We start from the raw sequence: 25,667 nt of genomic DNA on the forward strand, positions 1-25,667 counted from the left end.
GGTGATGTGCCGTCCCCTGGCGCGCTCAGGACCGGGGCAGCCGCAGGGCGAGCAGGGCGATGTCGTCCACGTTGCCGGGCGGCATGCGGGCCAGGAGCTGGTCGCACAACTCCTCCAGCGGCTCGTCGGTGAGCGCCAGGGCGTTGCGGCGGAGCCGGCTGAGGCCGGTGTCGAGGTCGACGCCGGGCAGTTCGACGAGACCGTCGGTGTAGAGCAGGAGCGTGGACCCGGGCGGCAGGGGGGTGGCGGCGTCGGGCCGGCGGTCGCGGGTGGCGACGCGGGCGCCCAGCAGCGGGCCGCGCGCCTCGTCGAGGTAGCGCCCGTGGCCGTCCGGCGTGAGCAGCAGCGGCGGCGGGTGCCCGGCGTTCGTCCAGTGCAGGGTCCAGGGGCCGTTGCGGGGTCCCTCGACGCGGGCGAGGACGAGGGTGGCCATGGGGACGGTGGTGATCGCGAGCATGGCCTCGTCGAGGCGGTCGACGATGGCACTGGGGGGCTCGGTGCGGTCGTAGGCCAGGGACCGCAGCATTCCGCGGAGTTGGGCCATGCCCGCGGCGGCTGTCAGGTCGTGGCCGACGACGTCGCCGATGACCAGCGCGGTCACGCCGTCCTTGAGCTGGAACGCGTCGTACCAGTCGCCGCCGACCTGGGAAGCGGCGGGCGCGGGCTCGTAGCGGGCGGCCATGAGCAGCCGTCCGGGCCGGGGCAGCGGGGCGAGCAGGTTGCGCTGCATCGCTTCGGCGACGTCCCGCTGGCGGCCGAACCGGCGAGTGTTGTCCAGCACCTGGCCGACCCGGCGCCCGATGTCCACGACGAGCTGGAGCTCGTCGTTGCCGAAGGGGACGGCGGGGTCGGTGCGGACCAGGGTCAGCGCCCCGGTCGCATGCCTTCCCGAGCCCAGCGGCACGGTGAGCGCCGATGCCGCCCCGACCGACTGCAGGAAGCCGTTGTGCAGCGCGGCCAGCGGGGAGTCCGGACGTGCCGCCGCCCCGGCCTGCTCGTGGAGCACGGGCACCGCCCCGCGCACCGCCTGGACCAGTGCGGAACGCGACTCACCGGTGGAGGGGAGACGGGCGCGCCAGCCCTCCTGCCCGCGGTCCCGGCCGTCGGGCCCGGTCACCGCCACCCGGTGCGTCTCGTCGTCGCCGACGAGCAGGTCGACCGCCACCCAGTCGGCCAGGCCCGGGATCAGCAGGCGCCCGAGGCGGGCGAGCGCCTCGTCCGTCTCCAGGGTCTGGCTGAGCACCGCGGTGATCTGTGCGACCAGAGTCAGGCGGCCGGTCAGGTCCTCCAAGGCGTGCATGTGCTCGGCGCGTTCGGTGCGGTCGTCGGAGAGGGCGGCGAACACCACCGCGGTGCCCTTGAACGAGTCACCGTCCGTCACCGGTGCGGCGGACCAGGAGACCTCGACCAGTTTGCCGTCGGCGCACAGGTACCTGTCGCCGTCCGCGCGGCCCGCGCTTTCGCGGCGGGTCAGTGCCTCGAGCAACGCGCACCGCGCCCCGGTGCGCCCGGGGTCCGCGTGCCGGTGCACGAGGTCGTGGAAGTCCTCGCCGGTCATCGCCTCGGCCGTACGGTTCAGCAGCCGTTCGGCGGCCGGGTTGGCCGCGACGACGCGCCCGGACGGGCCGACGACGACCAGCGACACCACCAGATGGTCGACGACCTGCCGCCAGAAACCCGGTTCGGAGGCCCACTGCCGGCCCCCGTCGGCCCCGTCCGACACCGCGCCCTCCATGATCGTCCCTGTTCGCCGTGCGGCGCCGGCCCGTGCGGGGCGTGCCCGTGGACGGCGACCGCCCCTCCATGCTCCCGCGTGAGCGAACCCGGCCGCGGCCGACACGACGAGACGCGGGGCACGACGCCTCGGGGCGGCGTGCTGCTCGCCGCCATGGCCGTGAAAACGATCGCGGTGACCGTCGGGATGCCCCGCATGCCGCCGGCGGGGGCCGGCCCCGGCGGCCTGCGGATGCCGTGCCGCGCGTCGTCCTCGGTGGTCGTGGTGGGTGCGGTGTGTGGTCCGGCGCGCCGTGGGGGCGCGGAGCCAGGTCGTGTCCCAGGCCGCGGGGCGCGCCTCCCCGGCTGCCAGGGAGGGCCCGTCCTGGTACCGGCGGGACCAGGCACGGCGCCCCGCCCCACGGCCGTACGCGGCTACGCTCCGAGGCATGACCACGGCATCCCATGGGACGGCCGGCCACCGGCCGCCAGCAGCGCGCCTGGAGCGCGGCTCCGTCCACGACGAGGCGTGCCCGAGCTTCCAGGGCGCGGTCGAACTCGTCGGACGCCGCTGGACGGGGGCGATCCTGTCCGCGGCGTCCCAGGGCGCGCGCCGCTTCGGCGAGTACCGCGCCGTCATCTCCGGCATCTCCGACCGGCTGCTCGCCCAGCGGCTGAAGGAGCTCGAGGCCGAGGGCCTCATCGTGCGCTCCGTCATCCCGAGCACCCCCGTGCAGGTCCGCTACGAGCTGGCCCCGGACGGCGAGGCGCTCATCGCCGCCCTGCAGCCGCTGGCGCAGTGGAGCGTGCGCCGTCTGCGCCGCACTGGAAGGACCTGATCAGGAAAGACCTGCCCCGGGAAGGGTGTATTCCGGGGCAGATGGGTAATAACTACGCAAAATCTCCGGAGGTAGCACAGAGGGGTGCCACATGACCCGAGGAGCCGAGGGAACCCCCTACCCCACTCCCCGAGCGGACGTCGACCTGGCCCGCGGGTGCGGTGCGTGCTTCAGCTGGGGCACCGTCGTCACCGACCAGGGCCGACATGAACTCTGCCCCGACTGCCAGACCGGTCGGCCCGAGGCTCCCCCGCGCGCCAGGGCCGTGCGGCTGCGCCCCGGCTCGCGCTACGTCTCGCCCCGCTGAACCGCGCGTCCGCCCGCCACGTCCTCACCACGCCTCCGGCCCGCCCCCGCGCCACTCCACCTGCGCGGGGTCGGTCAGGCTGATCGCGCCGGCGTCGTACCCGGCGAGCCACAGGAACCGCAGCAGGTCCGAGAGCGCGTACGCGGTGCCGAAGTAGTCTCCCCGGATCACGACCCTCCGCCCGTCGAGCGGCGGTTCCACGATCACCGGCGGCCCCTCGGTGCGCATATCCCCAGCCTGCCCAGTCACCGGCGGGAACGCACCGCGGACGGGTCCGGCGGCGTGGCGGGGGTCGCCGAATTCGGCCACGTCGGCTGGTCCCCGCAACGGTGCTTGCTGCGACGTGTGGGCAGCCGAACCCTGACACCCGTGCTGCTCCCGGCCACGACCGGCTCATGCCCCGGTCCCTGTCGCTGTGCTCCCGGGTGCCGACGGCCCAGGCAGGGTTGAACACGGCTCGGAGCATGCTTTAGCATCATCGTCCAAAGATGGAATGTTAGTCCAGCGTGGAGGAGGGTGGGCCGTGGAGCATCCCGTGGCCGAGGGGCCGGAGGGCGACCGCAGGGGTCCCGCGGCCGTCGCTGCGGCCGAGGGCGATGAGCACCTCGTCCGCGAGGCGGAGAAGATCGCTGTGGCCTTGGGCCGCATGTTTCCCGGGCTGTGCGAGGTGGTGCTGCACGACCTGCGGGACCCACGGCAGGCGATCCGGGTGATCGAGAACAACCTTTCCGGCCGGGAGGTCGGGGATTCGGCCACGGAGCTGGGCCTCGCCCGCATCGCGGATCCGCAGTACCCGAGCGTGATCCAGAACTACCCCAACCGGTTTCCCGACGGTCGGCCGGTGAAGAGCACGTCGATCGGCATCAAGAACGCCGCGGGCCAGTACATCGCGGCCCTGTGCCTGAACCTCGACGTGTCCGTCCTGTCGCCGGTGACGCTGGCGTTGTCGAACCTCGTGGCCACCGATGTCGAGCACCGCGAGCACCCGCTGGAGAACTTGCGGGACCGCAACGTGCGCGAGCTGCGCCGAACGGTGGAGGCGCTGGCCGCGGAGCGCGGTGCCACCCCCCGGTCGCTGAGCCGGGACGACAAGAGGGCGCTCGTCCGACAGCTGCAGGGCGAGGGCTACTTCGAGGGGCGCGACGCCGCGCAGACCATCGCGGACCTGCTGGGCGTGTCCCGGGCCACGGTCTACAACTACGCCAAGTAGAAGGGCAGTACATGACCGGCACCGGACCGGCCGCACCCTCCGCACCTGCTTCTCCGCCCCGTTCCGGCCCGCCGTCGGACGCAGGCCGTGGCCTGATGTGCGCCCGCACATGAAGACGGCCAAGAGCCTCGACGTCGCCGCGCTCCTGAACGACGGCGACACGTGTCCCGTCACCGTCTCCACCCTCGCCGAGGCCGAGGCGTTCGCCGACGGCGGCTACACCGACATCACCTACGCCGTCGGCATCGATCCCCACAAGCTCCCCCGCGTCATCGCTCTCCTGCGCCGCGGCGTGACCGTGCGGGTCCTGCTGGACAGCACCGAGCAGGCCGCCTTCGTCGCCGAAGCCTCCGGCCGGGCCGGCCTGCCCATCCCGGCCCAGATCGAGATCGACTGCGACGGCCACCGCGGTGGCATCAAGCCCGACGACCCCGCCCTCACCGAGATCGGCCGCATCCTGCACGACGCGGCCTGCCTCGACGGCGTGCTCACCCACGCGGGCGAGTCGTACTACGCCTACAGCGCCGGAGAACAGCGCCTGGTTGCGCGGAACGAACGTGACACCGCGGTCGGTGCAGCCGAACGTCTCCGTGCGGCCGGTCTGCCCGTGGCCTGCGTCAGCGGGGGCTCCACCCCCACCGCGCACGCGGCCGAGGACCTCACCGGGGTCACCGAACTGCGGGCCGGCAACTACGTGTTCTTCGACCTGGTGATGGCCGGCCTCGACGTCTGCCAGGTGCAGGACCTCGCCCTGTCGGTGGTCGTCACCGTCATCGGCCACCGCCCCGAGTACGGGTGGGTCGTCACCGACGGCGGCTGGATGGCCATGTCCCGCGACCGCGGCACCGCCGCCCAGGCCCAGGACCAGGGCTACGGTCTGGTCACCGACGTGGCCGGCCACCTCATCCCGAACCTGGTCATGACGGCCGCGAGCCAGGAACACGGCACCCTCACCGCCCGCGACGGCACCGGCCTGCCCGACCTGCCGGTCGGCACCCGGCTGCGCATCCTGCCCAACCACGCCTGCGCCACCGCCGCCCAGTACCACGGCTACCACGTCGTCGACAGCGGCAAGGGCACCGAGCCCGCCCCGGTGATCCACGCGCGCTGGCCGCGCATCACCGGCTGGTGACCTACCCCAGGCCCCGTCATGTCTCCGGTGGAAGCCCACTCCGACCCGACCGGAAGTCGCGGGGGCTCACGCCGTACGCCGCTTTGAAGACGCGACTGAAGTGGGGTGCGCCGGCGAATCCCCACCGGTGGGCGATGGCCTCGATCGTCATGAACCGATGCACTGGCGACGCCAGTTCCCTCCTGCATTGTTCGAGGCGCTGGATCCTGATCCATTCACCCAGGGTGATTCCCGCTCGGGACAGGGTCAGGTAGAGCCAGCGCACGGAAACGTCGTGCTCCGCTGCGATACGTTCGGCCGTCAGATCGTGGTCTGCCAAATGGAGGCGCACGTATTCCTGAACACGCTCAAGAAGCGTGCTGTTCAGGAGACTTCCGGTCAGGTCGTCCCCGTACAGGGCCATGGTGACCACGGCCCTGATCAGGTCGACACCGGGCTCGGTGAACAGGGCGGTATCGGCTTCACCGGCAGCGCCCCGATGACGGGCCAGTCGGGTGAAGAACGCCGCTGTGGCGCCCACGGCCGGCCGCTCCGAACTGAGCGGACCAGCAGTGATCCGATCGAGCAGGGACGGCGGCAGCCCCAGGACGTGCGTGGGAACGCTCACCAGAACTCCACGTACTGGGCCGTGGAACAGGACCTCGTAGGGCTTCGCGTTGTCGAGCACCATGAGGTCCCCGGCCTTTATCAGTCCGTGCCGGCCCGCCTGGTGGAACCGGGAGACGCCCGTTTCCCGGATGGAGACGAGGATCTGCGGCACCGTGTCCGCGTCCGCCGGGGCATCGGTGCGCCGGATACGGGTCACGTTCCAGTCGATCTCCGAGACCTTCACCGACCCGAGCACGCTGGTGGTCGCGTGGGCCCGCTGGCGATTCGGGTCCGACGGAAGGTCCACCTCCGCGCGGCCGTTGACGACGAACCCCGAGAGTTCACGGATCGCATTCGCTCGATCGCCGGGAGCCAGCGACGCCACGTCAAGTCGATCTGCCATGCGGGCTTCCTCCTGAACCGGTCGCGGAGCCTGCATTGGGCGGCGGATTCCCACCGTACTGCGGCAAATAATCCATTCCTGGTGGTTTTGCCGAACTTTGAGCGGACTGGTTGAGGGACCGCCTAGCCCTGCCCGAGGGTGGCGAGGTCGATCACGAAGCGGTAGCGCACGTCGCCGCGGTCCAGCCGGTCGAGGGCGCCGTTGACCCTCTCCGCGGGCACGGTCTCGATGTCCGCGGCGATGCCGTGGCGCGCGCAGAAGTCCAGCAGGTCCTGGCACTCGCGGAGGCTGCCGTTCTTCGTCGAGGTGATGATCCGGCGCTGTGCGCCGAGCAGCATGCCCTGGAAGGCGGCGGGCTCGGCGGTGACCCCGGCGTTGACGAGTACGCCGTCGAGGCGCAGGAGGCCGAGGTACGCGTCGGTGTCGATGCCGCCCGACACGGTGTTGACGATCAGGTCGAAGCCGCGCGCGTGGTCCCGGAACCAGGACGCGTCCTCGGTGGAGACGTAGTCGCGGGCGCCGAACCGCAGGCCGTCCTCGCGCTTGGACAGGCTCCGGCTGAGGACGGTGACCTCGGCGCCCATCGCGTGCGCGAGCTTCACGCCGATGTGGCCGAGCCCGCCCATGCCGACGACCGCGACCTTCCTGCCGGGCCCCGCGCCCCAGCGGCGCAGGGGCGCGTACATCGTCACCCCGGCGCACAGCAGCGGGGCGGCGACGTCCAGACCGAGGCCGTCGGGGACGCGGAGGGCGTAGTTCTCGTCCACGACGATCCTGCGGCTGTAGCCGCCGAAGGTGGGCCGCCCGTCGTGGTCGAGCGCGCCGTAGGTGAGCACCTCGCCCTCCAGGCAGTGCTGCTCATGGCCGGCGAGGCAGTTCTCGCAGGTACGGCACGAGTCGACGTAGCAGCCGATGCCCACCCGGTCACCGACCGCGTGGCGGGTGACCCCGGGGCCGGCCGCGACGACGGTCCCGGTGATCTCGTGCCCGGGGACCATGGGGAACAGGCCCTCCATCCAGTGGTTGCGCAGGAGGGCGATGTCGGTGTGGCAGATGCCGGTGTAGGCGATGTCGACGACGACGTCGTGTGGGCCCGGGTCGCGGCGCTCGAGGGTGGTGGGTTCCACGGGCGCGTCGGGACCGGCGGCGGCGAGGGCGGCGACGGCGAAAGGCATGCGTGTCTCCTGGTGGGGCGGGATCGGTCGGTGAGGACGTCCGGAGGGTCACCGCGAGGGACTTCCGGGAGGTTCTCCCCTTCGACTGCACCAGGTGCGGGGCCCCGGGCGAAGGGGCGGCGTGACCGTGCCGAGGGTGCTACTCGCAGAGCCACCTTCGGCGCCCCGCGGGCGCGCGCCTCGGCTATACCTGGGGTATGGACGCTGAGCGGGCCCTGCGGGACTTCCTCGTCTCCCGGCGGGCGGCGATCGACCCCGGGCGGACGGGACTGCCCGTCGGCCTCGGCAGCCGACGGGTACCGGGACTCAGGCGGGAGGAGGTCGCGGCCCTCGCGGGTGTGAGCGTGGCGTACTACACCAAGCTGGAGCAGGGGCGGATCGGCCGGAACTCCGAGGAGGTCCTCGGCGCGGTCGAGAGGGCCCTGCAGCTCGATCCACTGGAGTGCGCGCACTTCCGCACGCTGGTACGGAACGCGGGGAGCCGGCCCACCCCCGCCCCGGCGGCGCCGCCCGCCGTGAAGGCCAGGCCCGGCGTCGTCGCCATGGTGCACGCCCTGGACCTGCCCGCCATGGTGCACGGGCCCCGTCTGGAGGTGCTGGCGGTCAACCACGCCGCCAAGCTGCTCCTCGCCGACTTCGACGCCATGCCCGTCAAGGAGCGCAACCTCGCCCGCTGGACGTTCCTCGACCCCCGGGCCAGGGCCGTCTACGCCGACTGGAACACGATCGCGCCGCAGGTCGCGGCGGCGCTGCGGCAGGTGGCGGCGGACCGCGTCGCGGACCCGGTGCTGGAGCAGCTCGTGGGGGAGATCGCGGTCGCGTCCCCGGACTTCGCGCGGTTCTGGGCGGAGTACCGGCTCTACGAGCACTCCTACGGGGTGAAGAGGTTCCGCAACGAGACGGTCGGCGAGCTGACCCTGCACTACGAGGCGATGACGCTGCCCGGCGGCAAGGGCCAGAGCGTCGTCGTCTACAGGGCGGACCGCCGATCCCCGTCGGAGGAGAAGCTGCGCATCCTGGCCAGCTGGAACGCCCCCTTCACCGAGGAGGACGAGCAGCGGGCCCGGGGCATCCGCCCGTAGTCCGCCGCGCCACGTGGGGCCGGAGTGAAAGGCGCATACTGGACAGATCGAGGCCGCCCGGCCGCGGCCTCCACGATCGTCGCAGCGCCGGAGGTCGGCATGTTCAACACCCCCCTGTGCGAACTGCTCGGCATCGAAAGGCCGGTGGTCTGCGCTCCGTTCGGTCCCTGGGACGAGGTGGCCCTGGCGGCCGCCGTCTGCGAGGCGGGGGGACTCGGCAGCATGGGCACCGCGGCGCGGACCGTCCCCGAGCTCCGGGAGCAGTGGGCGAGGCTGCGCGAACTCACCGGCCGCCCCTTCGCGATCAACCACACCACGCGGCCGTTCGACGAGGAGGCCTTCCAGGCCACGCTCGACGCGCGCCCCGCCGCCATCTCGTTCCACCTGGCCGTACCGGACGACCTGATCGCCCGGGCCCACGCCGCGGGCATCACGTGGATCCAGCAGGTGACCGACACCCGCCAGGCGGCCCAGGCCCTCGAAGCGGGAGCCGACGTCATCGTGGCGCAGGGCGGCGAGGCGGGCGGCCACGGCGGCGACGTCAGCACGATGGTGCTGGTGCCGCAGGTCGTCGACATGGCGGGCGACACCCCGGTCGTCGCCGCGGGCGGCATCGCCGACGGGCGCGGCGTCGCGGCGGCCTTCGCCCTGGGCGCCCAGGGCGTGGCGATGGGCACGCGGTTCCTGGCGTCCACCGAGATGAACGTCTCCGACGAGTGGAAGCGGCGGATCGTCGACGCGGACTCGGGGGACGCCGTCAAGGCACTCAACAGCGAACGGGTCCTGCCGCCCTACTCCCGGCCCGGCAGCACCGGCGTCCCGCGCGCCCTGCGCACGGAACTCGTGGACACCCTCCGCGACCACCCCGAACGGGTCGACCCCGGCGAGGCCGTACCGCGCCTGCTGGCGGCGATCCGCCGCGGACGCGGCGACGAATACCTGCCCTTCTCGGGCCAGTCGGCCGGACTCGTCCACGACATCCGCCCCGCCGCCGACATCCTGCGCGGCGTCCTGCGGGAGGCGGAAGCCGTCCTGGCCGCACTGACCGACGGAAAGCCCGTGCCCCGTCGGTAGGTTGGACGCATGACGAGCCACCACGTTGGACGGCCGTCGTGGTGTACCGGGGCGGCGCGTCATGGGGCGTTCGGTATGTGCTGGTCAGCGCGCCGAGTACCGGCGCGGGTTCCCGTCCCGCGCGCCGCGTGGGTTCGTCGACGCACCGGATCCGCACGCGACTCGGCTGGGACGAACCGGGCCTCCGAGGCCGCCGCCCATGGGGCCCTGCCGCCCGAGCGGATGCGCCGGGTCCTCGCCGACGCCGGCCTGTGAGCCGGGGAGGGGGAGGCGGGGCTCAGCGGCTCCGGGTGCGCGGAGCGCCGTACTGCTCGTCGCGGACCTTCTCCGGTCAAGGTGGTCGCCGGGCGGTCGTCGCCCGGGCAGGTGGGCGCCGGGGGAGAAGCGCCCGGTGTTCGTGCGCATCCGCGAGGGTCCTGAGCCCGCGTGGACCCCGTCGAACCACACGTCCCCGGTGAACCGGTCGGCCGGGCCCTTGACGGTGGGCCGGAGCGTCACGGAGCCCATGCCGTCCAGGGTGGCGCCCCCGGGGGGACCGTCCCCTGAGGGAACGTCCCCGCCGGGCGGTGCCCGCGCCGGTGCCACACTGGATCCATGGCCCCGGACGCACGGCTCAACGAGTTGGGCGAGTTCCTCAAGGCACGCCGAGCCGAGCTCAGCCCCCGGACGGTGGGCCTGCCCGACGGCGAGGGGAACCGCCGGGTGAGCGGGCTGCGGCGGGAGGAGGTCGCCCGGCTCGCGGCGATCTCCACCGACTACTACACGCGCCTGGAGCAGGGCCGGATGCAGGCCTCCGCCCCGGTCCTGGTCGCCCTGTCCGAGGCCCTCCACCTCGACGAGGACCAGCGCGACTACCTCTTCGGCCTCGCCGGCAAGGAGACCGCGCGCCCCCGGCGCCACGCGCGCCAGAAGGTCCAGCCGCAGTTGCGGCGGCTCCTGGACGACCTCACCGCCGTTCCGGCGATGGTGCTCGGTCGGCGCATGGACGTCATCGGCTGGAACACCCTCGCGGCGGCGCTCATCACCGACTTCGGGAAGCTGCCGGAGGCACGGCGGAACTATCCCCGGATCCTGTTCACGGACCCCGCCATGCGGACGCTGTACACCGACTGGAGGACCATCGCCCGTTCCTGTGTGGCCCAGTTGCGCATGGAGGCGGCCCGGTATCCGGGCGATCCCGGGCTGACCGCGCTCGTCGGGGAACTGTCCGCGCGGGACGCGGACTTCCGTACGTGGTGGGCCGCCCACAACGTGGCCACGCTCACCGTCGGGACCAAGGTGCTCGACCACCCGGTGGCCGGCGAGCTGTCCCTGGACTGGGACACGCTGACCGCCACCACCGACCCCGACCAGAAGCTCGTGATCTGGACCGCCGAGGTCGGCTCGCCCACCCACGACGGGCTGCGCATCCTCGCCTCGTGGGCCGCCGACCGGGCGCTCTCCGCGACGCCCGCGGACTGACGGGCGGAGCGGCCGCCTCAGGGCCGCCGGAGCAGTTCCCGGCGCGCGGCGCGCGCCGTCCAGTCCTGGGCGCGGTCGAAGGTCCAGCCGCGTTCGCCGACAAGGGTGATCCACGCGTGCGGGCCGAGGTGGAACCAGAGCAGGTCGGCGGCCTCGGCGCGGCTCAGCTCCGTACGGAGCGCGTCGAGCGCCGCGAGGCGGTTCGCGACCCGGGTCAGGGCCTGGACGTAGTCGTCCGCGCCCTTGTCGAGCACCGCCTTGACGGCCGGTTCCCCCGGCGGGTTCCGGTAGAAGAGCCCGTACACCAGCTCCCAGTGGCGTTCGTGCGTGAGCCGGGTGCCCTCGGCGGTCAGCTCGACCACGGCGCGCGGGTCGTCGCTGGCGTCGACGGCGGTGAGGGAGTCGGCGATGGCGGGGTCGGTGAGGGCCGGTTCCAGCAGGGCGGTGAGGATCTTCGGCTTGTTGCCCACGCTGCTGTACACCGTGGGCACGGCGACCCTCGCCGCCTCCGCGATCTCCCCGATGGTCACCCCGGCGTAGCCCCGCGCCAGGAACAGCGCCTGCGCGCCGCCCAGGATCGCATCGCGCGTGGCGGCCGCCGAGTGGGCGCGGAGGGGGGAGTGGTACTTCCGGCTCGTCACCGCCGCAGCATACCCCTCCACCGTAAGTGCTTATATTGACAATAATTTCCTCTAATGAATATGTTCCGCTCCATGAACCACTCCCCGCACGAGCCCATGGCCGTCATCGAGACCCGGCTCGCCCACGAGGTCCACCGCGTGGGCACCGCGCTGCTGGCGGAGGCGGCCCTCCGCCCCTCCGCACCCCTGGGCGACCTGGCCCAGCTGAGGGACTTCCTCGTGGTGAACCTGCGCCACCACCACGAGACCGAGGACGAGGACCTGTGGCCGCGGATCGTCGCGACGGCGCCGGCCACCGCGATCGCCCTGAAGGAACTCAGCGCGGAACACGACCAGCTCGACGAGGCCCTCGACCGGCTCGCGGCCGTCGCGCTCGGCGACGACGCGGACGGGGCCCGCACCGCGCTGCACGAGGCGGCCGTCGCCGTACGCGACACCGTGCACGCGCACCTGGCCCACGAGGAGCCCGTCCTCTTCCCCGCCCTGCGCGAGCACGTCACGCCCGAGTACTGGGCCGACTTCTCGCAGCGGGTGATCGCCACGACGCCGCCCGTGGCCGGCCACCTCATGATCGGCCTCCTCGACGAGGTGGGCACCCCCGAGGAGGTCGGGCTGATGCTCGCGGCCCTGCCGGAGCCGGTGCGGCCGCTGCTGCCCGCCATGCGCGCGCAGGCGGCGGACGACCTCCGGACCCTGCGCGGCGCCCAGGCCTGACCCCGCGGCGCGGCCCCGCTCCGAGGGCGGATTCGGCAAGCCGGAGCGGGGCCGCACTTCCAGGGTGCGCCCGGGGCGCGTCCGGCACACGCCGGGCGCGCAAGGGCGGGCGGACGGGGGGATAGACGAAGGTATAGGTGCCCAGCGCCTCCGCTACTTCCGTCGCCCGCGGAACGCAGACTTTCTGCCGAAGCCCGGCCCCCTGCCCGCGCCATAGCTTCGGGGACATGAACCGAACCCCGCACCCGCACACCGCCCCCTTCACCCAGCGCCCCGCACGACTGCTCGCCGGCCTCGCCGGCCTCGCGCTCCTGCTGCTGGGCGCCGTGCCCCTCACCGGACGCCTCCTGGCCCACCTGACGCTGTGGGGCGCCGCCCTGCCCGTCCCCGGACTGCCCCACCTGGTCCTCGTCGCCGTGGGCGCCGCGCTGCTCACCGTGCTCTGGCGCCTCCGTCACCGCGCGGCCCCGGCCGCCCACGACCACTGACCGACGGACCAGGACAGGAAGACCACACGGGCCACCACGTCATGACCGATTCCCCCAACCTCCCCGCCATCGAGACCGTCGGGCTGGGCCGGCGCTACCGCCGCGGGTGGGCGCTGCGCGACACCTCGTTCCGCCTGCCCGCCGGCCGCGTCTGCGCGCTCGTCGGCCCCAACGGCGCGGGCAAGACCACCCTGCTGTCCCTGGCCGCCGACCTGATCGCACCGACCACCGGCACCATCACGCTGTCCGGGCACCGTCCCGGCAGCGTCGAGGCCCGCCGGAGCACGGCGTTCCTGAGCCAGCAGAAGGCCCTCTACCCGCGGTTCCGCGTCGGCGAGATCCTGCGCATGGGCCGGGAACTCAACCCCACCTGGCACCAGGAGACCGCCGAGTCCGTCATCGACGCCGGCGGGGTCCCCGTGGACGCCAGGATCGGCACCCTCTCCGGCGGCCAGGCCACCCGCGTCGCCTTCGCCCTCGCCCTGGGCAAGCGTCCCCGGCTGATGCTGCTGGACGAGCCGATGGCCGACCTGGACCCCCTGGTGCGCCACCAGATGACCGACATCCTGCGGGCCGAGGCCCGGCGGCACGGTTCGACGGTCGTGATGTCCTCGCACCTGGTCTCCGAGTTGGAGAGCGCCTGCGACTACCTCGTGCTCGTCAACAACGGCACCGTCCGGCTGGCGGGCGAAGTGGACCTCCTCCTCGCCGGGCACCGGCAGCTCACCGCGCGCCGGCGGCAGGAACTGGACCCGGACGCCCACCAGGTCATCGCCACCTCCGGCGGCCAGGACGGCGGGGACGGCGGCAGCATGCTCGTCCGGACGACCCACGCGCCGGCGGCCGATGCCGGCCTGCGTGCCCCCACCCTCGAGGAACTGGTGCTCGGTTACCTCCGGACGCCCGACGCACCCGCCCTCCTCACCCCCAGCGCACAGGTCGCCGACGGCATCGAGGTGGCCGCATGAGCACCGCAACCACCCGCCCCCGCACCGCTGTTCGCCGCGGACCGCGGCTGCGCGGACTGACCTGGCTGATCTGGCGGCAGAACCGCACCGCCTTCTGGACCGGACTGGCGGTCGCGGCGGCCGTCGCCGTCTACGCGGCCGTACAGCACCAGCACGCCGCCGCGGCCGTCACCGCGCAGCACCTCGAGGCCTGCCACGGCCACGAGTTCACGACCCCCTGCCTCGGCAGGCTCAACACCTTCGGCCAGCAGTACCAGTTCCCGATGCGGCGGCCGCTCCAGGCCATGCTGCTGCTGCCGTTCCTCTTCGGCCTTTTCCTCGGCGGGCCGCAGCTCGCGCAGGAGCTGGAGTCGGGGACGTACCGCACGGTGGCCACGCAGTCGGTGACCCGGACGCGCTGGTTCGCGGCGAAGATGGGCGTGCCGCTCGCCATGACCGTCGTCGTCAGCGGCGTCATCGCCGCCGCGATGACGTGGTGGTGGCACCCCGTCGCCCAGGCGATGGGGCCGATGTTCCCCTGGCACCTGTGGTACCCGTTCTACGGGGTGGGGCCCGTCGTGGTCGGCATGAGCGTCCTGCTCTACCTGCTGGGGGCGACCCTGGGGCTCGTCCTGCGCCGTACCGTCCTGGCCATGGCCGCCACGCTCGTCGTCGGCGCCGGTCTTTTCGCCCTGCTCGATGCCGTACGGCCGCACCTGTGGCCCGTCCGCACGGTGTACGCCCGGCACGCCGCGGACGCACCGGTCCCCGGCGACGCCTGGCAACTCGCGGACGGCCCGCTGTCCACGGACGGGCACCGCGTCCCCGACGCCCTGGACTGCTACGTCGCCGGCACGGACACCAAGCGGTGCCTCGCCTCGCACGGCATCACCGGCCACTGGGCGGAGTACCACCCCGCCTCCGACCTCTGGCCGCTGCAGTGGACGGCGACGGGCCTGTGCCTGGCGCTGGGTGCCGTCCTCGTCGCGGTCGCCGTGTGGTGGACCCGGCGCAACCCCGCCTGACCATCCGGGATCCGGGCCGGGCCGGCCCCTCCGAAGGCCCGCGCGCCGAAGGAGGGACCGGCGCTCCCTGGATCGGTGATGCCTTCATCGGAGCCGCGCCCGCGCCGAACCTGGTGGTGAGCGGTTCGGGGCCCGACCGGGCCCCGGCCGCGGACCGAGGAATCAGGAGAGCTGGACATGAGCGTGAACACGATCGCGGTGATCACCGGCGGCAACCGGGGGCTGGGCCGGGCCACCGCCCTCGCGCTGGGCGCCGCGGGGACGGACGTCGTCCTCACCTACCGCGGCAACGAGAAGGAGGCCGCGGAGGTGGTGGAGGAACTGACCGCGATGGGCCGCAAGGCGGCGGCGCTGCGGCTGGACACCACCGCCTTCGAGGACCTTCCCGCCTTCGCCCGGACCCTGGCCGGCACCCTGCGCGCCACCTGGGGACGCGAGACCTTCGACTTCCTCGTCAACAACGCGGGCTCCTCGGCGTTCTCCCCGCTGGGCGCCACCGGGGCGGACGCCTTCGACGTGATGGTCGACGTGCACTTCAAGGGGGTGTTCTTCCTCACCCAGGAACTGCTCCCGCTGCTCGCGGACGGCGGCCGGATCGTGAACACCTCGACCGCGCTGACCCGCTTCGTGGGAGAGGGCTGGTCGGTGTACGCGGCGGTCAAGTCGGCCGTCGAGACGTACACGCGCTACCTGGCCAAGGAGCTGGGCCCGCGGCGCATCAGTGTCAACGCGGTCGCACCGGGGCCGGTCGCGACCGACTTCGCGGGCGGGGCGATCCGTGACGACGAGGAACTGCGCACCGTGATGGCCTCCCGGGCGGCGCTCGGCCGCGTGGCGGAGCCGGAGGACATCGGGCCGGTGGTCGCCGCGCTGCTGGCACCGGGCACCGGCTGGATCACCGGCCAGCGTGTCGAGGCCTCCGGCGGCACGCTGCTCTGACCCCCGCGGGGCCCGGGCCGGCCGTCCCGCTTCCGGCCGTCCCGCGCCCGGCCGTCCCGCGCCCGGCCGTCCCCGCCCGGGCCCCCGCCCGAAGCCCACCGTGCCCGGGCCCCCGCCGCCCGCCTCCGGCCGGGCGTACCCTTCGGACCGAGCGGCCGGGCGCCCCCGGCCGCTCCACCGCGACGAGGACAGATCCCCCATGGACCGAGCACAACTGGCGGACTTCCTGCACACCCGGCGGGAGGCGCTCCAGCCGGAGGACGTGGGCCTGCCGCGCGGCCCCCGCCGGCGCACCCGCGGCCTGCGCAGGGAGGAGGCCGCCGCGTTGTGCGGCATGTCCACGGACTACTACGCCCGGCTGGAGCAGCGGCGCGGCCCGCAGCCGTCCGAGCCGATGCTCGCGGCCATCGCCCGGGGGCTGCGGCTGTCCCTGGACGAACGCGACCACCTGTTCCGGCTGGCCGGGCACAACACCCCCAGCCGGGTCCCGGGCGCCGACCACGTGAGCCCGGGCATGCTGCGCATCCTGGACCGGCTGGCCGACACCCCGGCCCAGGTGACCACCGCGCTGGGCGAGACCCTGCTGCAGACGCGGCTGTCCGTCGCGCTGATCGGCGACGAGACGCGCTTCACCGGACCGGCCCGCAGCATGGTCTACCGCTGGTTCACCGACCCGGCCGCCCGGGTGGCCTACCACGAGGACGACCGCCCGGGGCTGGCCCGCCGGTTCGTCGCCGACCTGCGTGCCGTCTACTCCCGGCTCGGCGCGGGCTCCCGGGTCGGCGCCCTCGTCGAGGACCTGCTCGCGCGGAGCCCGGAGTTCCGCGAGCTGTGGCAGGCGCACGAGATCGGTGTGCGCTGCGGCGAGGTCAAGCGGATCGTCCACCCCGAACTGGGCCTGCTGGAGCTGCAGTGCGAGGTGCTGTACGACGCCGACCAGGCCCAGTCCCTGCTCGTCTACACCGCCACCCCGGGCTCGGAGAGCCACGAGAAACTGCGGCTCCTCCCCGTCGTCGGCGACCGCCCGCCGGGTATCTGAGCGGGCCGGGCCGTCCGGCGGGGACGCACCACGGTCGACCTCGCCGTGCCCGCAGAGATCGCGGGCGCGTCCAGGGCGGCCGGGCTCACTGTTCGCCGTGTCCGTGGCGTCCCCGGCCGGGCAGCATCTCCTGGACCTTCGCCTTGAAGCCCTGCCGGACCATCGCGGCCCGGTCGGAGTCGCCCTTGAGGACGGAGGCGGCCGCCGCCTCGATCTGGTCGAGCGTGGCGTGCGGCGGGATCGGCGGGACGGCCGGGTCGGTGCGGAAGTCCAGGACGAAGGGCCGGTCCGCGGCCAGTGCCCGCTTCCAGGAGTCCTCGACCTCGTCCGGCTTCTCCACGCGCATGCCGTCCAGCCCGACGGAGCGCGCGAAGTCCGCGTAGGGGACGTCCGGCAGGTCCTGCGAGGGCAGGAACTGCGGGGCGCCGGACATGGCGCGCATCTCCCAGGTCACCTGGTTGAGGTCGCCGTTGTTGAGGACGGCGACGACCATCCGGGGGTCGGACCAGTCGCGGAAGTACTTGGCGGCGGTGATGAGTTCGGCCATCCCGTTCATCTGCATCGCCCCGTCGCCGACGAGGGCGATCGCCGGCCGGTCCGGGTGGGCGAACTTCGCGCCGATCACGTACGGCACACCGGGACCCATCGTGGCGAGCGTGCCGGACAGGGAACCGCGCATGCCGCCGCGCATCCGCAGGTGCCGGGCGTACCAGTTGGCCGCGGAACCGGAGTCGGCGGCCAGGACGACGTCCTCGGGCAGCAGCGCGTCGAGGGCGTGCACCACGAACTCGGGGTTGATCGGGTCCGCCGCGACACCGGCACGGCGTTCCATGACCTCCCACCAGCGGGCCGTGTCCTTCTCGATCTTCTTCCGCCAACTGCCGTGCTTCTTGCGCTCCAGCCGCGGCAGCAGCCGCGTCAGGGTCGACTTGGCGTCGCCGACCAGGTTCACCTCGAACGGGTAGCGCAGGCCCACCATGAACGGGTCGATGTCGATCTGCACCGCGCGCGCCTTGCCGAACTCCGGCAGGAACTGCGTGTAGGGGAAGCTGGAGCCGATGACCAGCAGGGTGTCGCAGTCCTGCATCAGCTCGTAGCTGGGCCGCGTGCCCAGGAGGCCGATCGCCCCGGTGACGTACGGAAGTTCGTCGGAGAGCGCGTCCTTGCCGAGGAGTGCCTTCGCCACACCGGCGCCCAGGGTGTCGGCCAGCTGCTCCACCTCCGGCCGCGCGCCGCGCGCGCCCTGGCCGATCAGCATCGCCACCTTCTCGCCCGCGTTGAGCACCTGGGCCGCCCGGTCCAGGTCGGCGTCGCCGGGGACGGGGGCGAAGGTCGGCATGCCCAGGCTGGACGGCACCATCTTGAACGCGTGCTCGGGCGGCGAGTAGTCGAGTTCCTGGACGTCGGCCGGGATGATCACGGCGGTGACGGTGCGCTTCGCGGCCGCCACCCGCATGGCGCGGTCGATGACGTTGGGCAGCTGCTCGGGGACGGTCACCATCTCGACGTACTCCGAGGCGACGTCCTTGAACAGGCTCAGCAGATCCACTTCCTGCTGGTAAGAGCCGCCCATGGCACTGCGGTTGGTCTGCCCGACGATCGCCACCACCGGCACGTGGTCGAGCTTCGCGTCGTACAGGCCGTTGAGCAGGTGGATGGCGCCGGGGCCGGAGGTGGCCGCGCAGACGCCGACCCTGCCGGAGAACTTGGCGTAGCCCACCGCCTCGAAGGCGGCCATCTCCTCGTGACGGGCCTGCACGAAGCGTGGCTTGTCGTCCGCCCGCCCCCAGGCGGCGAGCAGTCCGTTGATGCCGTCGCCCGGATAGGCGAAGACGTGGTGGACGTCCCATTCCCGCAGTCGCTGCAGAACGTAGTCGGAGACCTTGAGGGACACGGGGGACTCACCTTCCTTGTTGGGCTTCGTTCGGCTTCAACGGTGCTGTGGCCGGTGACAGCGCAGTACGGCGACGGCCCCGGGCCGCGAGCACGGCGACGGACGTGAGGGCGCGCGCGGCGGCGAGCGGCCGTCCGTCCAGCGGGTCGGCCGTGTGCAGGTCTGCCGCCCCGTCCGGCCCGGTGGCCCGGGCCTCGGGGTGTCCGCGTCGCGAGCCATGTGCGTCGTCCGCCCTTCGCTCGTCGGTGAACCGCTTCGGCACCCCACCCACGCGTGCCCGGACCGTCCCGTCCCTAACGCCTCCGACGGCGCGGATCGGCGGGACCACAGGGATGCGCGGTTCACCCCCTGCCCCTCGGGTACCCGATGGTCCTGCCGCGAAAAGACAACCGCGAGGAAGTGATCGATCATGCGGGCCACCGTGTGGCACGGCAAGCACGATGTACGGGTCGACACCGTGCCCGACCCCCGGATCGAGGAGCCCACCGACGCGCTGGTGCGCATCACCTCCACCGGCCTGTGCGGCTCCGACCTGCACTTGTACGAGGTCCTCGCCCCGTTCATGACGCCCGGCGACATCCTCGGGCACGAACCCATGGGCATCGTCGAGGAAGTCGGTTCCGAGGTGGACAACCTCGCGCCGGGAGACCGTGTCGTGGTGCCGTTCCAGATCGCCTGCGGCACCTGTTACATGTGCCGCGAGGGACTGCCGACGCAGTGCGAGACGACCCAGGTCACCGAGTACGGCAGCGGGGCGGAGCTCTTCGGCTACACCAAGCTGTACGGACGCGTCCCCGGCGCCCAGGCCGAGTACCTGCGGGTGCCGCAGGCCCAGTTCGGGCCGATCAAGGTCCCGGACGGCCCACCGGACGACCGGTTCGTCTACCTCTCGGACGTCCTGCCCACGGCCTGGCAGGCGGTGAAGTACGCCGACGTCCCGAAGGGCGGCAGCGTGGCCGTCCTGGGCCTGGGGCCGATCGGCGACATGTGCTGCCGGGTCGCCCGGCACCTGGGCGCGGGCAAGGTCATCGGCATCGACCACGTGCCGGAGCGGCTGACCCGCGCCCGTCGCGACGGCGCCCAGGTCCTCAGCCTCGACGAGTACGAGGACCAGGACGAACTCGTGCAGGCCGTCCGGGACGCCACCGACGGCCGCGGCCCCGATGCCGTCATCGACGCCGTGGGCACCGAGGCCCACGGCAGCACGCTCGGCAAGCTGGTCCAGCAGACCGCCGGCCTGCTGCCACGGGCCTGGGCGGCCAAACTGATGCAGACCGCCGGCGTCGACCGCCTCGGAGCCCTGCACCTGGCGATCGAGATGGTCCGGCGCGGCGGCACGATCTCGGTCACCGGCGTGTACGGCGGCATGACCGACCCGATGCCGATGCTCACGCTCTTCGACAAGCAGATCCAGCTGCGCATGGGCCAGGCCAACGTCCGCACCTGGAGCGACGAGATCCTCCCGCTCCTGACCGACGAGGACCCGCTCGGCGTGGACGGGTTCGCCACCCACCACGTCCCCCTGGAGGAGGCGCCGCAGGCCTACGAGATGTTCCAGAAGAAGGAGGACGGCGCCATCAAGGTGCTCATGGTCCCGTGACGCCCGCGCTCACCCGGGCGGCGCGCCGAGGGGCGCGGCCGCCAGGGCCTGGGCGACCCCGTACAGGTTCGCGGCCATGGCCCGGCCCGTCTTGTGGGACCAGTCGTGGCCGCGTTCGTCGTCGAGGTAGTCGGGGCCGGCGCCGGGGCCGAGGTGCCAGTAGGTCCAGGCCTGGCCGGGGATGGTGTAGCCCAGGTCGGCGAGGGCCCCCGAGATCTCGCTGATGACGTGGTGGGCGCCGTCCTCGTTGCCGGTGACCACCACCCCGGCCACTCGGTTGTAGGCCACCGGCCGACCTTGCTCGTCCGTCTCGGACAGCAAGGCGTCCATGCGTTCCAGGACGCGCTGGGCGATCGACGAGGGCCTGCCGAGCCAGGTGGGCGAGGCGATGACCAGGATCTCCGAGGAGAGCAGCTTCCCGTGGATCTCGGGCCAGGCGTCCCCGTCGCCTTCGTCGCTGGTGACGCCCGGCTTGATGTCCAGGTCGACGGCGCGGACGCAGTCGATGTCCACGCCGTAGGCCGCGAGCTGGTCGGTCACGACCCTGGCCAGCGCGTAGGTGTTGGACGACTGCGGCGACCGTTTGAGGGTGCAGTTGATCACGAGGGCTTTCATGGCCTGTACCTACCTCCACCGGCGCGGCGCGTCCCGCAAGAGCGTCGCGCTCACCCGCCCGGCCCGTACCGGCCGCGCCCCGGTCGTCACGGCAGCGGACATGTGATCCTCCAAGGGTCGGAACGCGCGATACCGACGGCTCGGCTTCCGTGACGGCCCGCCGGAAACGGTGCGCGACGAAGCGGTGCCCGGGCCGGGACGCCCGTGCACGCCGCGGGTAACAGGGACGGGACACCGGACGATCGGACGACGGAGGAAGACATGCCTGCTGAGGGCGCCGGCCGACGGGAGGGCCGCGAAGAGAGCCGGGAGGAGCGCGCCGACCGCCAGTGGACGGAACTCCTCCAGGAGGTCCGCGTCGCCCAGACGGGCGTGCAGATCCTCTTCGGTTTCCTGCTGACCGTGGTCTTCACCCCGCGCTATCCGCAACTCGGAGAGACGGACAAGATCATCTACATCCTCACGGTCGTCCTGGGCGCGTCCGCCACCGGGGCACTGGTGGGGCCGGTCTCCTTCCACCGGATCGTCGCGGGACGGCGCATCAAACCGGAGACGGTCCGCTGGGCCGCCCGCCTCACGTTCGCGGGGCTCGTCCTGCTGCTGGCCACCATGACGTCCGCGCTGCTGCTCGTCCTCCGCGTGGCCACCCACGACTCCCACGTGGTGTACCTGGTGGCGGTGATCCTCGCCTGGTGCCTGCTGTGCTGGTTCGTGCTGCCCTTGTGGGCCCGAATCCACCTGACCGAGCACTGATCGCTTCCTGCCGCATCATCCGGATGCCGCATCACCCGGATGCCGCATCAAGACGGATGCTGCGGTGCCGATATCGCGGAAGTGCGCTGAGGATCTCCGTGACGAGACGGCCCGTGTCCCGCGGCCACGGGACGTGTCCCCCGTGGAAGCCCTGCCGCCCCTGCCGCCGCCGGGGGATCACGACCTGGACGGAGGCAACGTGCTGCTGCTCGTCGTCCAGGAACTCTGCGCCCGCGGGCTGCTCGCGCTGAGACCCGCGGACGCCGGGAAGGCGGCCGATCGTCGCATCTGAGGCTTGCCCATGACCGGCCGGCGGGGGCGGGGCGGGTCCACCCGGCCGGCTCGCCGTACGGGCTCCTTCTCGGCACCTGGCAAACCCGGCGACGCCGGCGGTCGCCGCCGGGATACTGGACGCCCATGGATGAGGTCGAAGTCGTCGTCGCCCACTCAGAGCGGGCGACCCTGCGCGTCGGCGACGTGTTCCTGAAGGTGGACGCCGATCAGGAGCGCGTCGACGTCGAGGTCGACGCGATGGCCCTGGCGCCCGTGCCGACCCCGGAAGTCCTGTGGCGCAGGCCGCCCGTGCTCGCCATCGCCGAGGTCAAGGGGACGGCGCTCGGCCGCCTCGGCGAGCCGTCGACCGCATCCCCGTCGGCGTGGGCCGCGGTGGGTGCCGTCCTCCGGACGCTCCACGAGGCGCCGTTGCCGCCCTGGCCCGGCCGGCGCCGCCGGAGTCCCGGCGAGTTTGCGGCGGAACTCGACGCCGAGTGCGCGTTGCTGGTCACGAACGGCGTCCTGCCCGCCGATCTGGTGGCCCGCAACCGCCAGGTCGCCGAGGCCGCGCTCCGGCCGTGGACTCCGGTGTTCACGCACGGCGACCTGCAGATCGAGCACGTCTTCGTCGACGGCGGCGAGGTCACCGGCGTCATCGACTGGTCCGAGGCGGGCCGGGGTGACGCCCTGTTCGACCTCGCCACCCTGACGCTCGGGCACGAGGAGCACCTCGCCGACGTCCTCTCCGGCTACGGCACCGACGTCGACCGCCAGGTGATCCGCGCGTGGTGGTCGTTGCGAAGCCTGCTGGGGGTCCGTTGGCTCGCCGAGCACGGCTTCGACCCGTTCGCCCCGGGCTGTGAGGTCGACGTGCTGAGGTCCCGGCTGTGATGCCGGTTCGCACGCGTTTCGCACCGTCAGTCCTCGCGGGCCGCGGACGGGCGGGCGCGCCGGCGGTGACTGGTGTCGCACCACGGGTACTTCCGGCTGCGGCGGCAGGCGCACAGGGCCACGACGAAGCGGTCGGAACACACCACGCGGCCGTCGTCGAGGACGACCTCGACGGGGCCCTCGATCAGGATCGGGCCGTCACGGGTGAGCGTCACGCGGGTCCGCGACGGTTCATCGTCCACGTTGGGCACGGATCACCACCAACTCTTCCTTCTCCTCGCCCGCGGCTATCAGCCCCCGGGCCTCCAGCCACGCCGACCGGTCGCGCAGCACCGGCCCGAACGGGATGTACCGCCGTTCGGTGACCACCGCGCGCAGCCCGGCGCGGCGCAACCGACCGAGGGTGTGGTCGGCACCGCAGAGGCCGGAGTGGACCAGCAGCAGGACGCCACCCGGCGTCAGCAGGGGCGGGGCGTCGGAGCAGATCCGGTCCAGCAGCACACGGCCGTCGGTCCCGGCGTCCCACGCCACGGCGCGGCCCCGGGTGGGAGGGCGGGCCCGCGGTGACGGCACGTACGGCGGATTGGCCATGATCAGGTCGAAGCGCCGGTCCGTCACGGGTGCGGTGAGGTCACCGCGCAGCACCTTGACGCGCAGGCGGTTGAGCCGGGCGTTGAGCCAGGCCGTGAGCACCGCGCCGACGGAGGCGTCGACGGCCGTCACCTGTGCGGCGCCGCGTTCCGCGGCGGTCAGGGCCAGCGCGCCGGTGCCCGTCCCCAAGTCGAGGACGTCGGCGCCGTACGCGAGGGGCTCACGCTTCAGCACGTCTTCCAGCAGGAGCGTGTCGTCCTGGGGGTGGTAGACCCCCGGCGGGCACAAAAGCCACATAGGTCGCGTCTACCCCACGATGCGCCGACTAACGTCATTCGTCCGAACCGGCGGCGTCCGACCGCCACCGAGGCGTCGGACTTCGGCGCCACGACGGGTCGTCGGGGCGTGCCGCATGGGATCCTGGTGCCTGGGTAGGCCCAGGGACCGAAGGTCGCACCTGAGGACGGGAGAGCATGGACGCCGTCGTACCGGACACCGGATCGCCCTTTCCGGCCGGACGGGCCGTGGCAGTAGTCGCGCCCGGCGCGCTGCTGGAAGGCGTGGCGGCGCCTGCCTACGTCGTGGACGGCGAGGGGCTCATCGTCGCGGTCAACAGCGCGGTCGAAGCCCTCGTCGGACGGCCCGCCGCGGCACTGCTCGGCCACGACGCCCATGACCTCCTGCACCGGGACAGCCATGGCCGGACCCTGCCGCGGTCCCGTTGCCAGATGCGTGACGTACTCCTCACGGAGCGCACGGGCCACAGCGACGTGGCGTGGTTCGCCCATGCCGACGGCACCCTGCTCGGGCTGTCCTGGTTCCTGACCCCCTACGTCCTCGGCCCGGGGAGGTCCGGCGCCCTCGTCATGCTCTATCAGCGGCACGAGGCCCCGGAGCACCGCGAGGACGGGAAGGAGCGTCCCAGGACCCTGACGGAACTCGACCGTCTCGCCCTGCTCGCGGAGACCACCACCCGGCTCACCTCGACCCTGGACGTGACCGAGGCGCTGCACCGGCTGGCCGCCCTGACCGTCCCGCTGCTCGCGGACTGGGCGGTCGTCGACCTGCTCACCGAGAACGACGAGGTGCGCCGCGCGCTGGTCGTGCAGGACAAGGACGGCGTGCTGATCGAGCGCGCCGACCTGCAGGGGCCGATGCCGCCGCTCCCGCAGGAATCGCCGATGCCGCTCTCCCGGGCGCTGCGTGGCGCCGCGTCCACCATCGCGAGCGCCTCCACCTACCACGGCCCGCCCGACTCCGGCATCGCCGTCGAGCAGCACCGGCTCTTCGAGGAGACCGGCATGCACTCAGCGGCCATCGCCCCGATCCGCGGCCTGCGGGACGTGCTCGGAGCGCTCACGCTGGGCCGAGCCGCCCGCCCGGACGCCTTCACCGCCTCCGACCTGCCGCTGCTGGAGGACCTGACCCGCCGGGCCGGCCTCGCGCTCGACAACGCCCGCCTGTACCAGCGGCAGCGCAAGGTCTCCGAGACGATGCAGCGCCACCTGCTGCCCCAGATGCCGACGATCCCGGGGCTGCAGATGACGGCCCGGTACGTGGCGGCGCCGCAGGCCTCACAGGTCGGCGGCGACTGGTACGACGCCTTCCCGCTCGCCGACGGCGCGACCGCACTCGCCATAGGCGACGTCGTGGGACACGACCTCGACGCCGCCGGTGGCATGGCCCAGATCCGCAACATGCTGCGGGCCTTCGCCTGGTCGCACCCGGAGTCGCCGAGCGACGTCGTCACCCAGCTCGACCAGGCCGTCATGCACATCGCCGAGGTACCGATGGCCACCGTCCTCCTCGCGCGCCTCACCAGCGGGGACGACGGCCTGTGGCGACTGCGGTGGACGAACGCGGGCCACCCGCCGCCGCTGCTGGTGGACCACGACGGACGGACCCGCTTCCTCACCGACGGGCACGGAATCCTGCTGGGCACCGGCACCACGAGGCCCCGAGAGGACGCCGTCATCACCCTGCCCCCGCGGTCCACGCTCGTGCTCTACACCGACGGGCTGGTCGAGTCGACCCGGCACTCCATCGACGACGGACTCGACCGCCTCCGCAAGCACGCCGCCTCCCTGGCCCGGCGCCCCCTCGACCCCTTCAGCGACGCGCTGCTGGACCGCGCCCGGCCCACCGACAACGACGACGACGTCGCCTTCCTCGCGCTGCGCACGCCCGACCTCACGGCGTGAGACCCGGCCGTGCCGTGGTGGCGGGTGATCGCGGCGATCCGGGGAAGGCGTCGGGTGAGCGAGGGAGATCAC

26 protein-coding genes and 1 pseudogene are annotated in these 25,667 nt (G+C 73.0%); 18 read left to right on the top strand and 9 right to left on the bottom strand.

Going from position 1 to position 25,667, the window contains the following annotated elements; genetic code table 11:
- Positions 1 to 25: 25 nt before the first annotated feature.
- Entirely contained in the window at positions 26 to 1,723 is a 1,698-nt protein-coding gene (locus tag ACFZAU_RS20920; protein ID WP_500553413.1) for a SpoIIE family protein phosphatase, read from the bottom strand.
- A 439-nt stretch (positions 1,724 to 2,162) separates the two neighbouring features.
- Between ACFZAU_RS20920 and ACFZAU_RS20925 the strand changes: the two genes are divergently transcribed.
- Both ACFZAU_RS20925 and ACFZAU_RS20930 read left to right on the top strand, forming a co-directional pair.
- Positions 2,163 to 2,552, top strand: a complete 390-nt coding sequence (locus ACFZAU_RS20925) for a winged helix-turn-helix transcriptional regulator (protein WP_500553414.1) — start codon at positions 2,163 to 2,165, stop codon at positions 2,550 to 2,552.
- Positions 2,553 to 2,643: 91 nt separating this feature from the next.
- A complete protein-coding gene (locus ACFZAU_RS20930) occupies positions 2,644 to 2,859 on the top strand; it encodes a hypothetical protein (RefSeq protein WP_500553415.1) in 216 nt (71 codons plus the stop codon).
- 24 nt (positions 2,860 to 2,883) lie between these two features.
- Here the strand turns inward: ACFZAU_RS20930 and ACFZAU_RS20935 are convergent, their stop codons facing one another.
- Positions 2,884 to 3,087 (bottom strand): hypothetical protein, encoded by a 204-nt coding sequence (locus ACFZAU_RS20935; RefSeq protein WP_500553416.1) that lies wholly within the window; start codon positions 3,085 to 3,087, stop codon positions 2,884 to 2,886.
- A gap of 295 nt (positions 3,088 to 3,382) precedes the next feature.
- Here ACFZAU_RS20935 and ACFZAU_RS20940 point away from each other — a divergent pair, with 295 nt between their 5' ends.
- Positions 3,383 to 4,069 carry a helix-turn-helix transcriptional regulator gene (locus ACFZAU_RS20940; RefSeq protein WP_500553417.1) on the top strand — a complete coding sequence of 229 codons (687 nt, stop codon included), beginning with the start codon at positions 3,383 to 3,385 and terminating at the stop codon, positions 4,067 to 4,069.
- Positions 4,070 to 4,166: 97 nt separating this feature from the next.
- A pseudogene (locus ACFZAU_RS20945) lies at positions 4,167 to 5,201 on the top strand (alanine racemase); the annotation flags it as partial.
- Positions 5,202 to 5,217: 16 nt separating this feature from the next.
- Here the strand turns inward: ACFZAU_RS20945 and ACFZAU_RS20950 are convergent.
- Positions 5,218 to 6,192 carry a helix-turn-helix domain-containing protein gene (locus ACFZAU_RS20950; RefSeq protein ID WP_500553418.1) on the bottom strand — a complete coding sequence of 325 codons (975 nt, stop codon included), beginning with the start codon at positions 6,190 to 6,192 and terminating at the stop codon, positions 5,218 to 5,220.
- Between the two features lie 122 nt (positions 6,193 to 6,314).
- Positions 6,315 to 7,367: an NAD(P)-dependent alcohol dehydrogenase gene (locus ACFZAU_RS20955; protein ID WP_500553420.1), complete on the bottom strand. Its 1,053-nt coding sequence runs from the start codon at positions 7,365 to 7,367 to the stop codon at positions 6,315 to 6,317.
- A gap of 197 nt (positions 7,368 to 7,564) precedes the next feature.
- On the opposite strand from ACFZAU_RS20955, the gene ACFZAU_RS20960 reads away from it, so the two are divergent.
- The 3 genes from ACFZAU_RS20960 to ACFZAU_RS20970 all read left to right on the top strand — a co-directional run bounded on the left by ACFZAU_RS20960 (position 7,565) and on the right by ACFZAU_RS20970 (position 10,984).
- Positions 7,565 to 8,449 (top strand): helix-turn-helix transcriptional regulator, encoded by an 885-nt coding sequence (locus ACFZAU_RS20960; protein WP_500553421.1) that lies wholly within the window; start codon positions 7,565 to 7,567, stop codon positions 8,447 to 8,449.
- 99 nt (positions 8,450 to 8,548) lie between these two features.
- Positions 8,549 to 9,523: an NAD(P)H-dependent flavin oxidoreductase gene (locus ACFZAU_RS20965; protein ID WP_500553422.1), complete on the top strand. Its 975-nt coding sequence runs from the start codon at positions 8,549 to 8,551 to the stop codon at positions 9,521 to 9,523.
- Between the two features lie 594 nt (positions 9,524 to 10,117).
- Positions 10,118 to 10,984, top strand: coding sequence for a helix-turn-helix domain-containing protein (locus ACFZAU_RS20970; RefSeq protein ID WP_500553423.1), 867 nt, complete (start codon positions 10,118 to 10,120; stop codon positions 10,982 to 10,984).
- 17 nt (positions 10,985 to 11,001) lie between these two features.
- Here ACFZAU_RS20970 and ACFZAU_RS20975 read toward each other — a convergent pair whose 3' ends face one another.
- A complete protein-coding gene (locus tag ACFZAU_RS20975; RefSeq protein WP_500553424.1) occupies positions 11,002 to 11,625 on the bottom strand; it encodes a TetR/AcrR family transcriptional regulator in 624 nt (207 codons plus the stop codon).
- Positions 11,626 to 11,697: 72 nt separating this feature from the next.
- Between ACFZAU_RS20975 and ACFZAU_RS20980 the strand changes: the two genes are divergently transcribed.
- The 6 genes from ACFZAU_RS20980 to ACFZAU_RS21005 all read left to right on the top strand — a co-directional run bounded on the left by ACFZAU_RS20980 (position 11,698) and on the right by ACFZAU_RS21005 (position 16,777).
- Positions 11,698 to 12,339 carry a hemerythrin domain-containing protein gene (locus ACFZAU_RS20980; protein ID WP_500553425.1) on the top strand — a complete coding sequence of 214 codons (642 nt, stop codon included), beginning with the start codon at positions 11,698 to 11,700 and terminating at the stop codon, positions 12,337 to 12,339.
- A gap of 227 nt (positions 12,340 to 12,566) precedes the next feature.
- Positions 12,567 to 12,827: a hypothetical protein gene (locus ACFZAU_RS20985; protein ID WP_500553426.1), complete on the top strand. Its 261-nt coding sequence runs from the start codon at positions 12,567 to 12,569 to the stop codon at positions 12,825 to 12,827.
- A gap of 41 nt (positions 12,828 to 12,868) precedes the next feature.
- Positions 12,869 to 13,795: an ABC transporter ATP-binding protein gene (locus tag ACFZAU_RS20990; RefSeq protein ID WP_500553427.1), complete on the top strand. Its 927-nt coding sequence runs from the start codon at positions 12,869 to 12,871 to the stop codon at positions 13,793 to 13,795.
- Positions 13,792 to 14,799 carry an ABC-2 membrane transporter-related protein gene (locus ACFZAU_RS20995; RefSeq protein ID WP_500553428.1) on the top strand — a complete coding sequence of 336 codons (1,008 nt, stop codon included), beginning with the start codon at positions 13,792 to 13,794 and terminating at the stop codon, positions 14,797 to 14,799. The genes ACFZAU_RS20990 and ACFZAU_RS20995 overlap by 4 nt, the downstream gene beginning before the upstream one ends.
- 183 nt (positions 14,800 to 14,982) lie before the next feature.
- The gene (locus tag ACFZAU_RS21000; RefSeq protein ID WP_500553516.1) at positions 14,983 to 15,738 is read left to right on the top strand and encodes an SDR family NAD(P)-dependent oxidoreductase; all 756 of its coding nucleotides are present in this window, start codon (positions 14,983 to 14,985) and stop codon (positions 15,736 to 15,738) included.
- Positions 15,739 to 15,937: 199 nt separating this feature from the next.
- Positions 15,938 to 16,777, top strand: a complete 840-nt coding sequence (locus ACFZAU_RS21005) for a helix-turn-helix transcriptional regulator (RefSeq protein ID WP_500553429.1) — start codon at positions 15,938 to 15,940, stop codon at positions 16,775 to 16,777.
- A gap of 85 nt (positions 16,778 to 16,862) precedes the next feature.
- Here the strand turns inward: ACFZAU_RS21005 and ACFZAU_RS21010 are convergent, their stop codons facing one another.
- Entirely contained in the window at positions 16,863 to 18,671 is a 1,809-nt protein-coding gene (locus ACFZAU_RS21010) for a thiamine pyrophosphate-requiring protein (RefSeq protein ID WP_500553430.1), read from the bottom strand.
- Between the two features lie 409 nt (positions 18,672 to 19,080).
- On the opposite strand from ACFZAU_RS21010, the gene ACFZAU_RS21015 reads away from it, so the two are divergent.
- Positions 19,081 to 20,271, top strand: coding sequence for a zinc-dependent alcohol dehydrogenase (locus tag ACFZAU_RS21015; protein WP_500553431.1), 1,191 nt, complete (start codon positions 19,081 to 19,083; stop codon positions 20,269 to 20,271).
- A gap of 9 nt (positions 20,272 to 20,280) precedes the next feature.
- On the opposite strand, the gene ACFZAU_RS21020 is transcribed toward ACFZAU_RS21015, so the two are convergent.
- Positions 20,281 to 20,886, bottom strand: coding sequence for a flavodoxin family protein (locus ACFZAU_RS21020; protein ID WP_500553432.1), 606 nt, complete (start codon positions 20,884 to 20,886; stop codon positions 20,281 to 20,283).
- 261 nt (positions 20,887 to 21,147) lie between these two features.
- Between ACFZAU_RS21020 and ACFZAU_RS21025 the strand changes: the two genes are divergently transcribed.
- From ACFZAU_RS21025 to ACFZAU_RS21035, 3 genes are all read left to right on the top strand, one after another.
- Complete coding sequence (locus ACFZAU_RS21025) at positions 21,148 to 21,639, top strand: DUF6328 family protein (protein WP_500553433.1); 492 nt, start codon at positions 21,148 to 21,150, stop codon at positions 21,637 to 21,639.
- A 142-nt stretch (positions 21,640 to 21,781) separates the two neighbouring features.
- Positions 21,782 to 21,931, top strand: a complete 150-nt coding sequence (locus tag ACFZAU_RS21030) for a hypothetical protein (protein ID WP_500553434.1) — start codon at positions 21,782 to 21,784, stop codon at positions 21,929 to 21,931.
- A 125-nt stretch (positions 21,932 to 22,056) separates the two neighbouring features.
- Entirely contained in the window at positions 22,057 to 22,803 is a 747-nt protein-coding gene (locus tag ACFZAU_RS21035; protein WP_500553436.1) for a phosphotransferase family protein, read from the top strand.
- A gap of 26 nt (positions 22,804 to 22,829) precedes the next feature.
- Here ACFZAU_RS21035 and ACFZAU_RS21040 read toward each other — a convergent pair whose 3' ends face one another.
- On the bottom strand, positions 22,830 to 23,054 hold the full coding sequence (locus ACFZAU_RS21040; protein ID WP_500553437.1) for a CDGSH iron-sulfur domain-containing protein: 225 nt from the start codon (positions 23,052 to 23,054) through the stop codon (positions 22,830 to 22,832).
- Positions 23,035 to 23,691: a HemK2/MTQ2 family protein methyltransferase gene (locus ACFZAU_RS21045; RefSeq protein ID WP_500553438.1), complete on the bottom strand. Its 657-nt coding sequence runs from the start codon at positions 23,689 to 23,691 to the stop codon at positions 23,035 to 23,037. Before ACFZAU_RS21045 ends, ACFZAU_RS21040 begins: the two co-directional genes overlap by 20 nt.
- A 176-nt stretch (positions 23,692 to 23,867) precedes the next feature.
- Between ACFZAU_RS21045 and ACFZAU_RS21050 the strand changes: the two genes are divergently transcribed.
- A complete protein-coding gene (locus ACFZAU_RS21050) occupies positions 23,868 to 25,595 on the top strand; it encodes a SpoIIE family protein phosphatase (protein ID WP_500553439.1) in 1,728 nt (575 codons plus the stop codon).
- Positions 25,596 to 25,667 lie beyond the last annotated feature (72 nt).

It is taken from the genome of Streptomyces sp. NPDC008238 (assembly GCF_042956445.1).
Classification (GTDB): domain Bacteria; phylum Actinomycetota; class Actinomycetes; order Streptomycetales; family Streptomycetaceae; genus Actinacidiphila.

What these genes read in the sequence shown, in the direction of transcription:
- ACFZAU_RS20925 (WP_500553414.1), top strand. Translation starts at nt 2,163, where the DNA reads ATGACCACGGCATCCCATGGGACGGCCGGCCACCGGCCGCCAGCAGCG.
- ACFZAU_RS20930 (WP_500553415.1), top strand. Translation starts at nt 2,644, where the DNA reads ATGACCCGAGGAGCCGAGGGAACCCCCTACCCCACTCCCCGAGCGGAC.
- ACFZAU_RS20935 (WP_500553416.1), bottom strand. Translation starts at nt 3,087, where the DNA reads ATGCGCACCGAGGGGCCGCCGGTGATCGTGGAACCGCCGCTCGACGGG.
- ACFZAU_RS20950 (WP_500553418.1), bottom strand. Translation starts at nt 6,192, where the DNA reads ATGGCAGATCGACTTGACGTGGCGTCGCTGGCTCCCGGCGATCGAGCG.
- ACFZAU_RS20955 (WP_500553420.1), bottom strand. Translation starts at nt 7,367, where the DNA reads ATGCCTTTCGCCGTCGCCGCCCTCGCCGCCGCCGGTCCCGACGCGCCC.
- ACFZAU_RS20960 (WP_500553421.1), top strand. Translation starts at nt 7,565, where the DNA reads ATGGACGCTGAGCGGGCCCTGCGGGACTTCCTCGTCTCCCGGCGGGCG.
- ACFZAU_RS20965 (WP_500553422.1), top strand. Translation starts at nt 8,549, where the DNA reads ATGTTCAACACCCCCCTGTGCGAACTGCTCGGCATCGAAAGGCCGGTG.
- ACFZAU_RS20970 (WP_500553423.1), top strand. Translation starts at nt 10,118, where the DNA reads ATGGCCCCGGACGCACGGCTCAACGAGTTGGGCGAGTTCCTCAAGGCA.
- ACFZAU_RS20980 (WP_500553425.1), top strand. Translation starts at nt 11,698, where the DNA reads ATGAACCACTCCCCGCACGAGCCCATGGCCGTCATCGAGACCCGGCTC.
- ACFZAU_RS20985 (WP_500553426.1), top strand. Translation starts at nt 12,567, where the DNA reads ATGAACCGAACCCCGCACCCGCACACCGCCCCCTTCACCCAGCGCCCC.
- ACFZAU_RS20990 (WP_500553427.1), top strand. Translation starts at nt 12,869, where the DNA reads ATGACCGATTCCCCCAACCTCCCCGCCATCGAGACCGTCGGGCTGGGC.
- ACFZAU_RS20995 (WP_500553428.1), top strand. Translation starts at nt 13,792, where the DNA reads ATGAGCACCGCAACCACCCGCCCCCGCACCGCTGTTCGCCGCGGACCG.
- ACFZAU_RS21005 (WP_500553429.1), top strand. Translation starts at nt 15,938, where the DNA reads ATGGACCGAGCACAACTGGCGGACTTCCTGCACACCCGGCGGGAGGCG.
- ACFZAU_RS21015 (WP_500553431.1), top strand. Translation starts at nt 19,081, where the DNA reads ATGCGGGCCACCGTGTGGCACGGCAAGCACGATGTACGGGTCGACACC.
- ACFZAU_RS21020 (WP_500553432.1), bottom strand. Translation starts at nt 20,886, where the DNA reads ATGAAAGCCCTCGTGATCAACTGCACCCTCAAACGGTCGCCGCAGTCG.
- ACFZAU_RS21025 (WP_500553433.1), top strand. Translation starts at nt 21,148, where the DNA reads ATGCCTGCTGAGGGCGCCGGCCGACGGGAGGGCCGCGAAGAGAGCCGG.
- ACFZAU_RS21035 (WP_500553436.1), top strand. Translation starts at nt 22,057, where the DNA reads ATGGATGAGGTCGAAGTCGTCGTCGCCCACTCAGAGCGGGCGACCCTG.
- ACFZAU_RS21045 (WP_500553438.1), bottom strand. Translation starts at nt 23,691, where the DNA reads ATGTGGCTTTTGTGCCCGCCGGGGGTCTACCACCCCCAGGACGACACG.
- ACFZAU_RS21050 (WP_500553439.1), top strand. Translation starts at nt 23,868, where the DNA reads ATGGACGCCGTCGTACCGGACACCGGATCGCCCTTTCCGGCCGGACGG.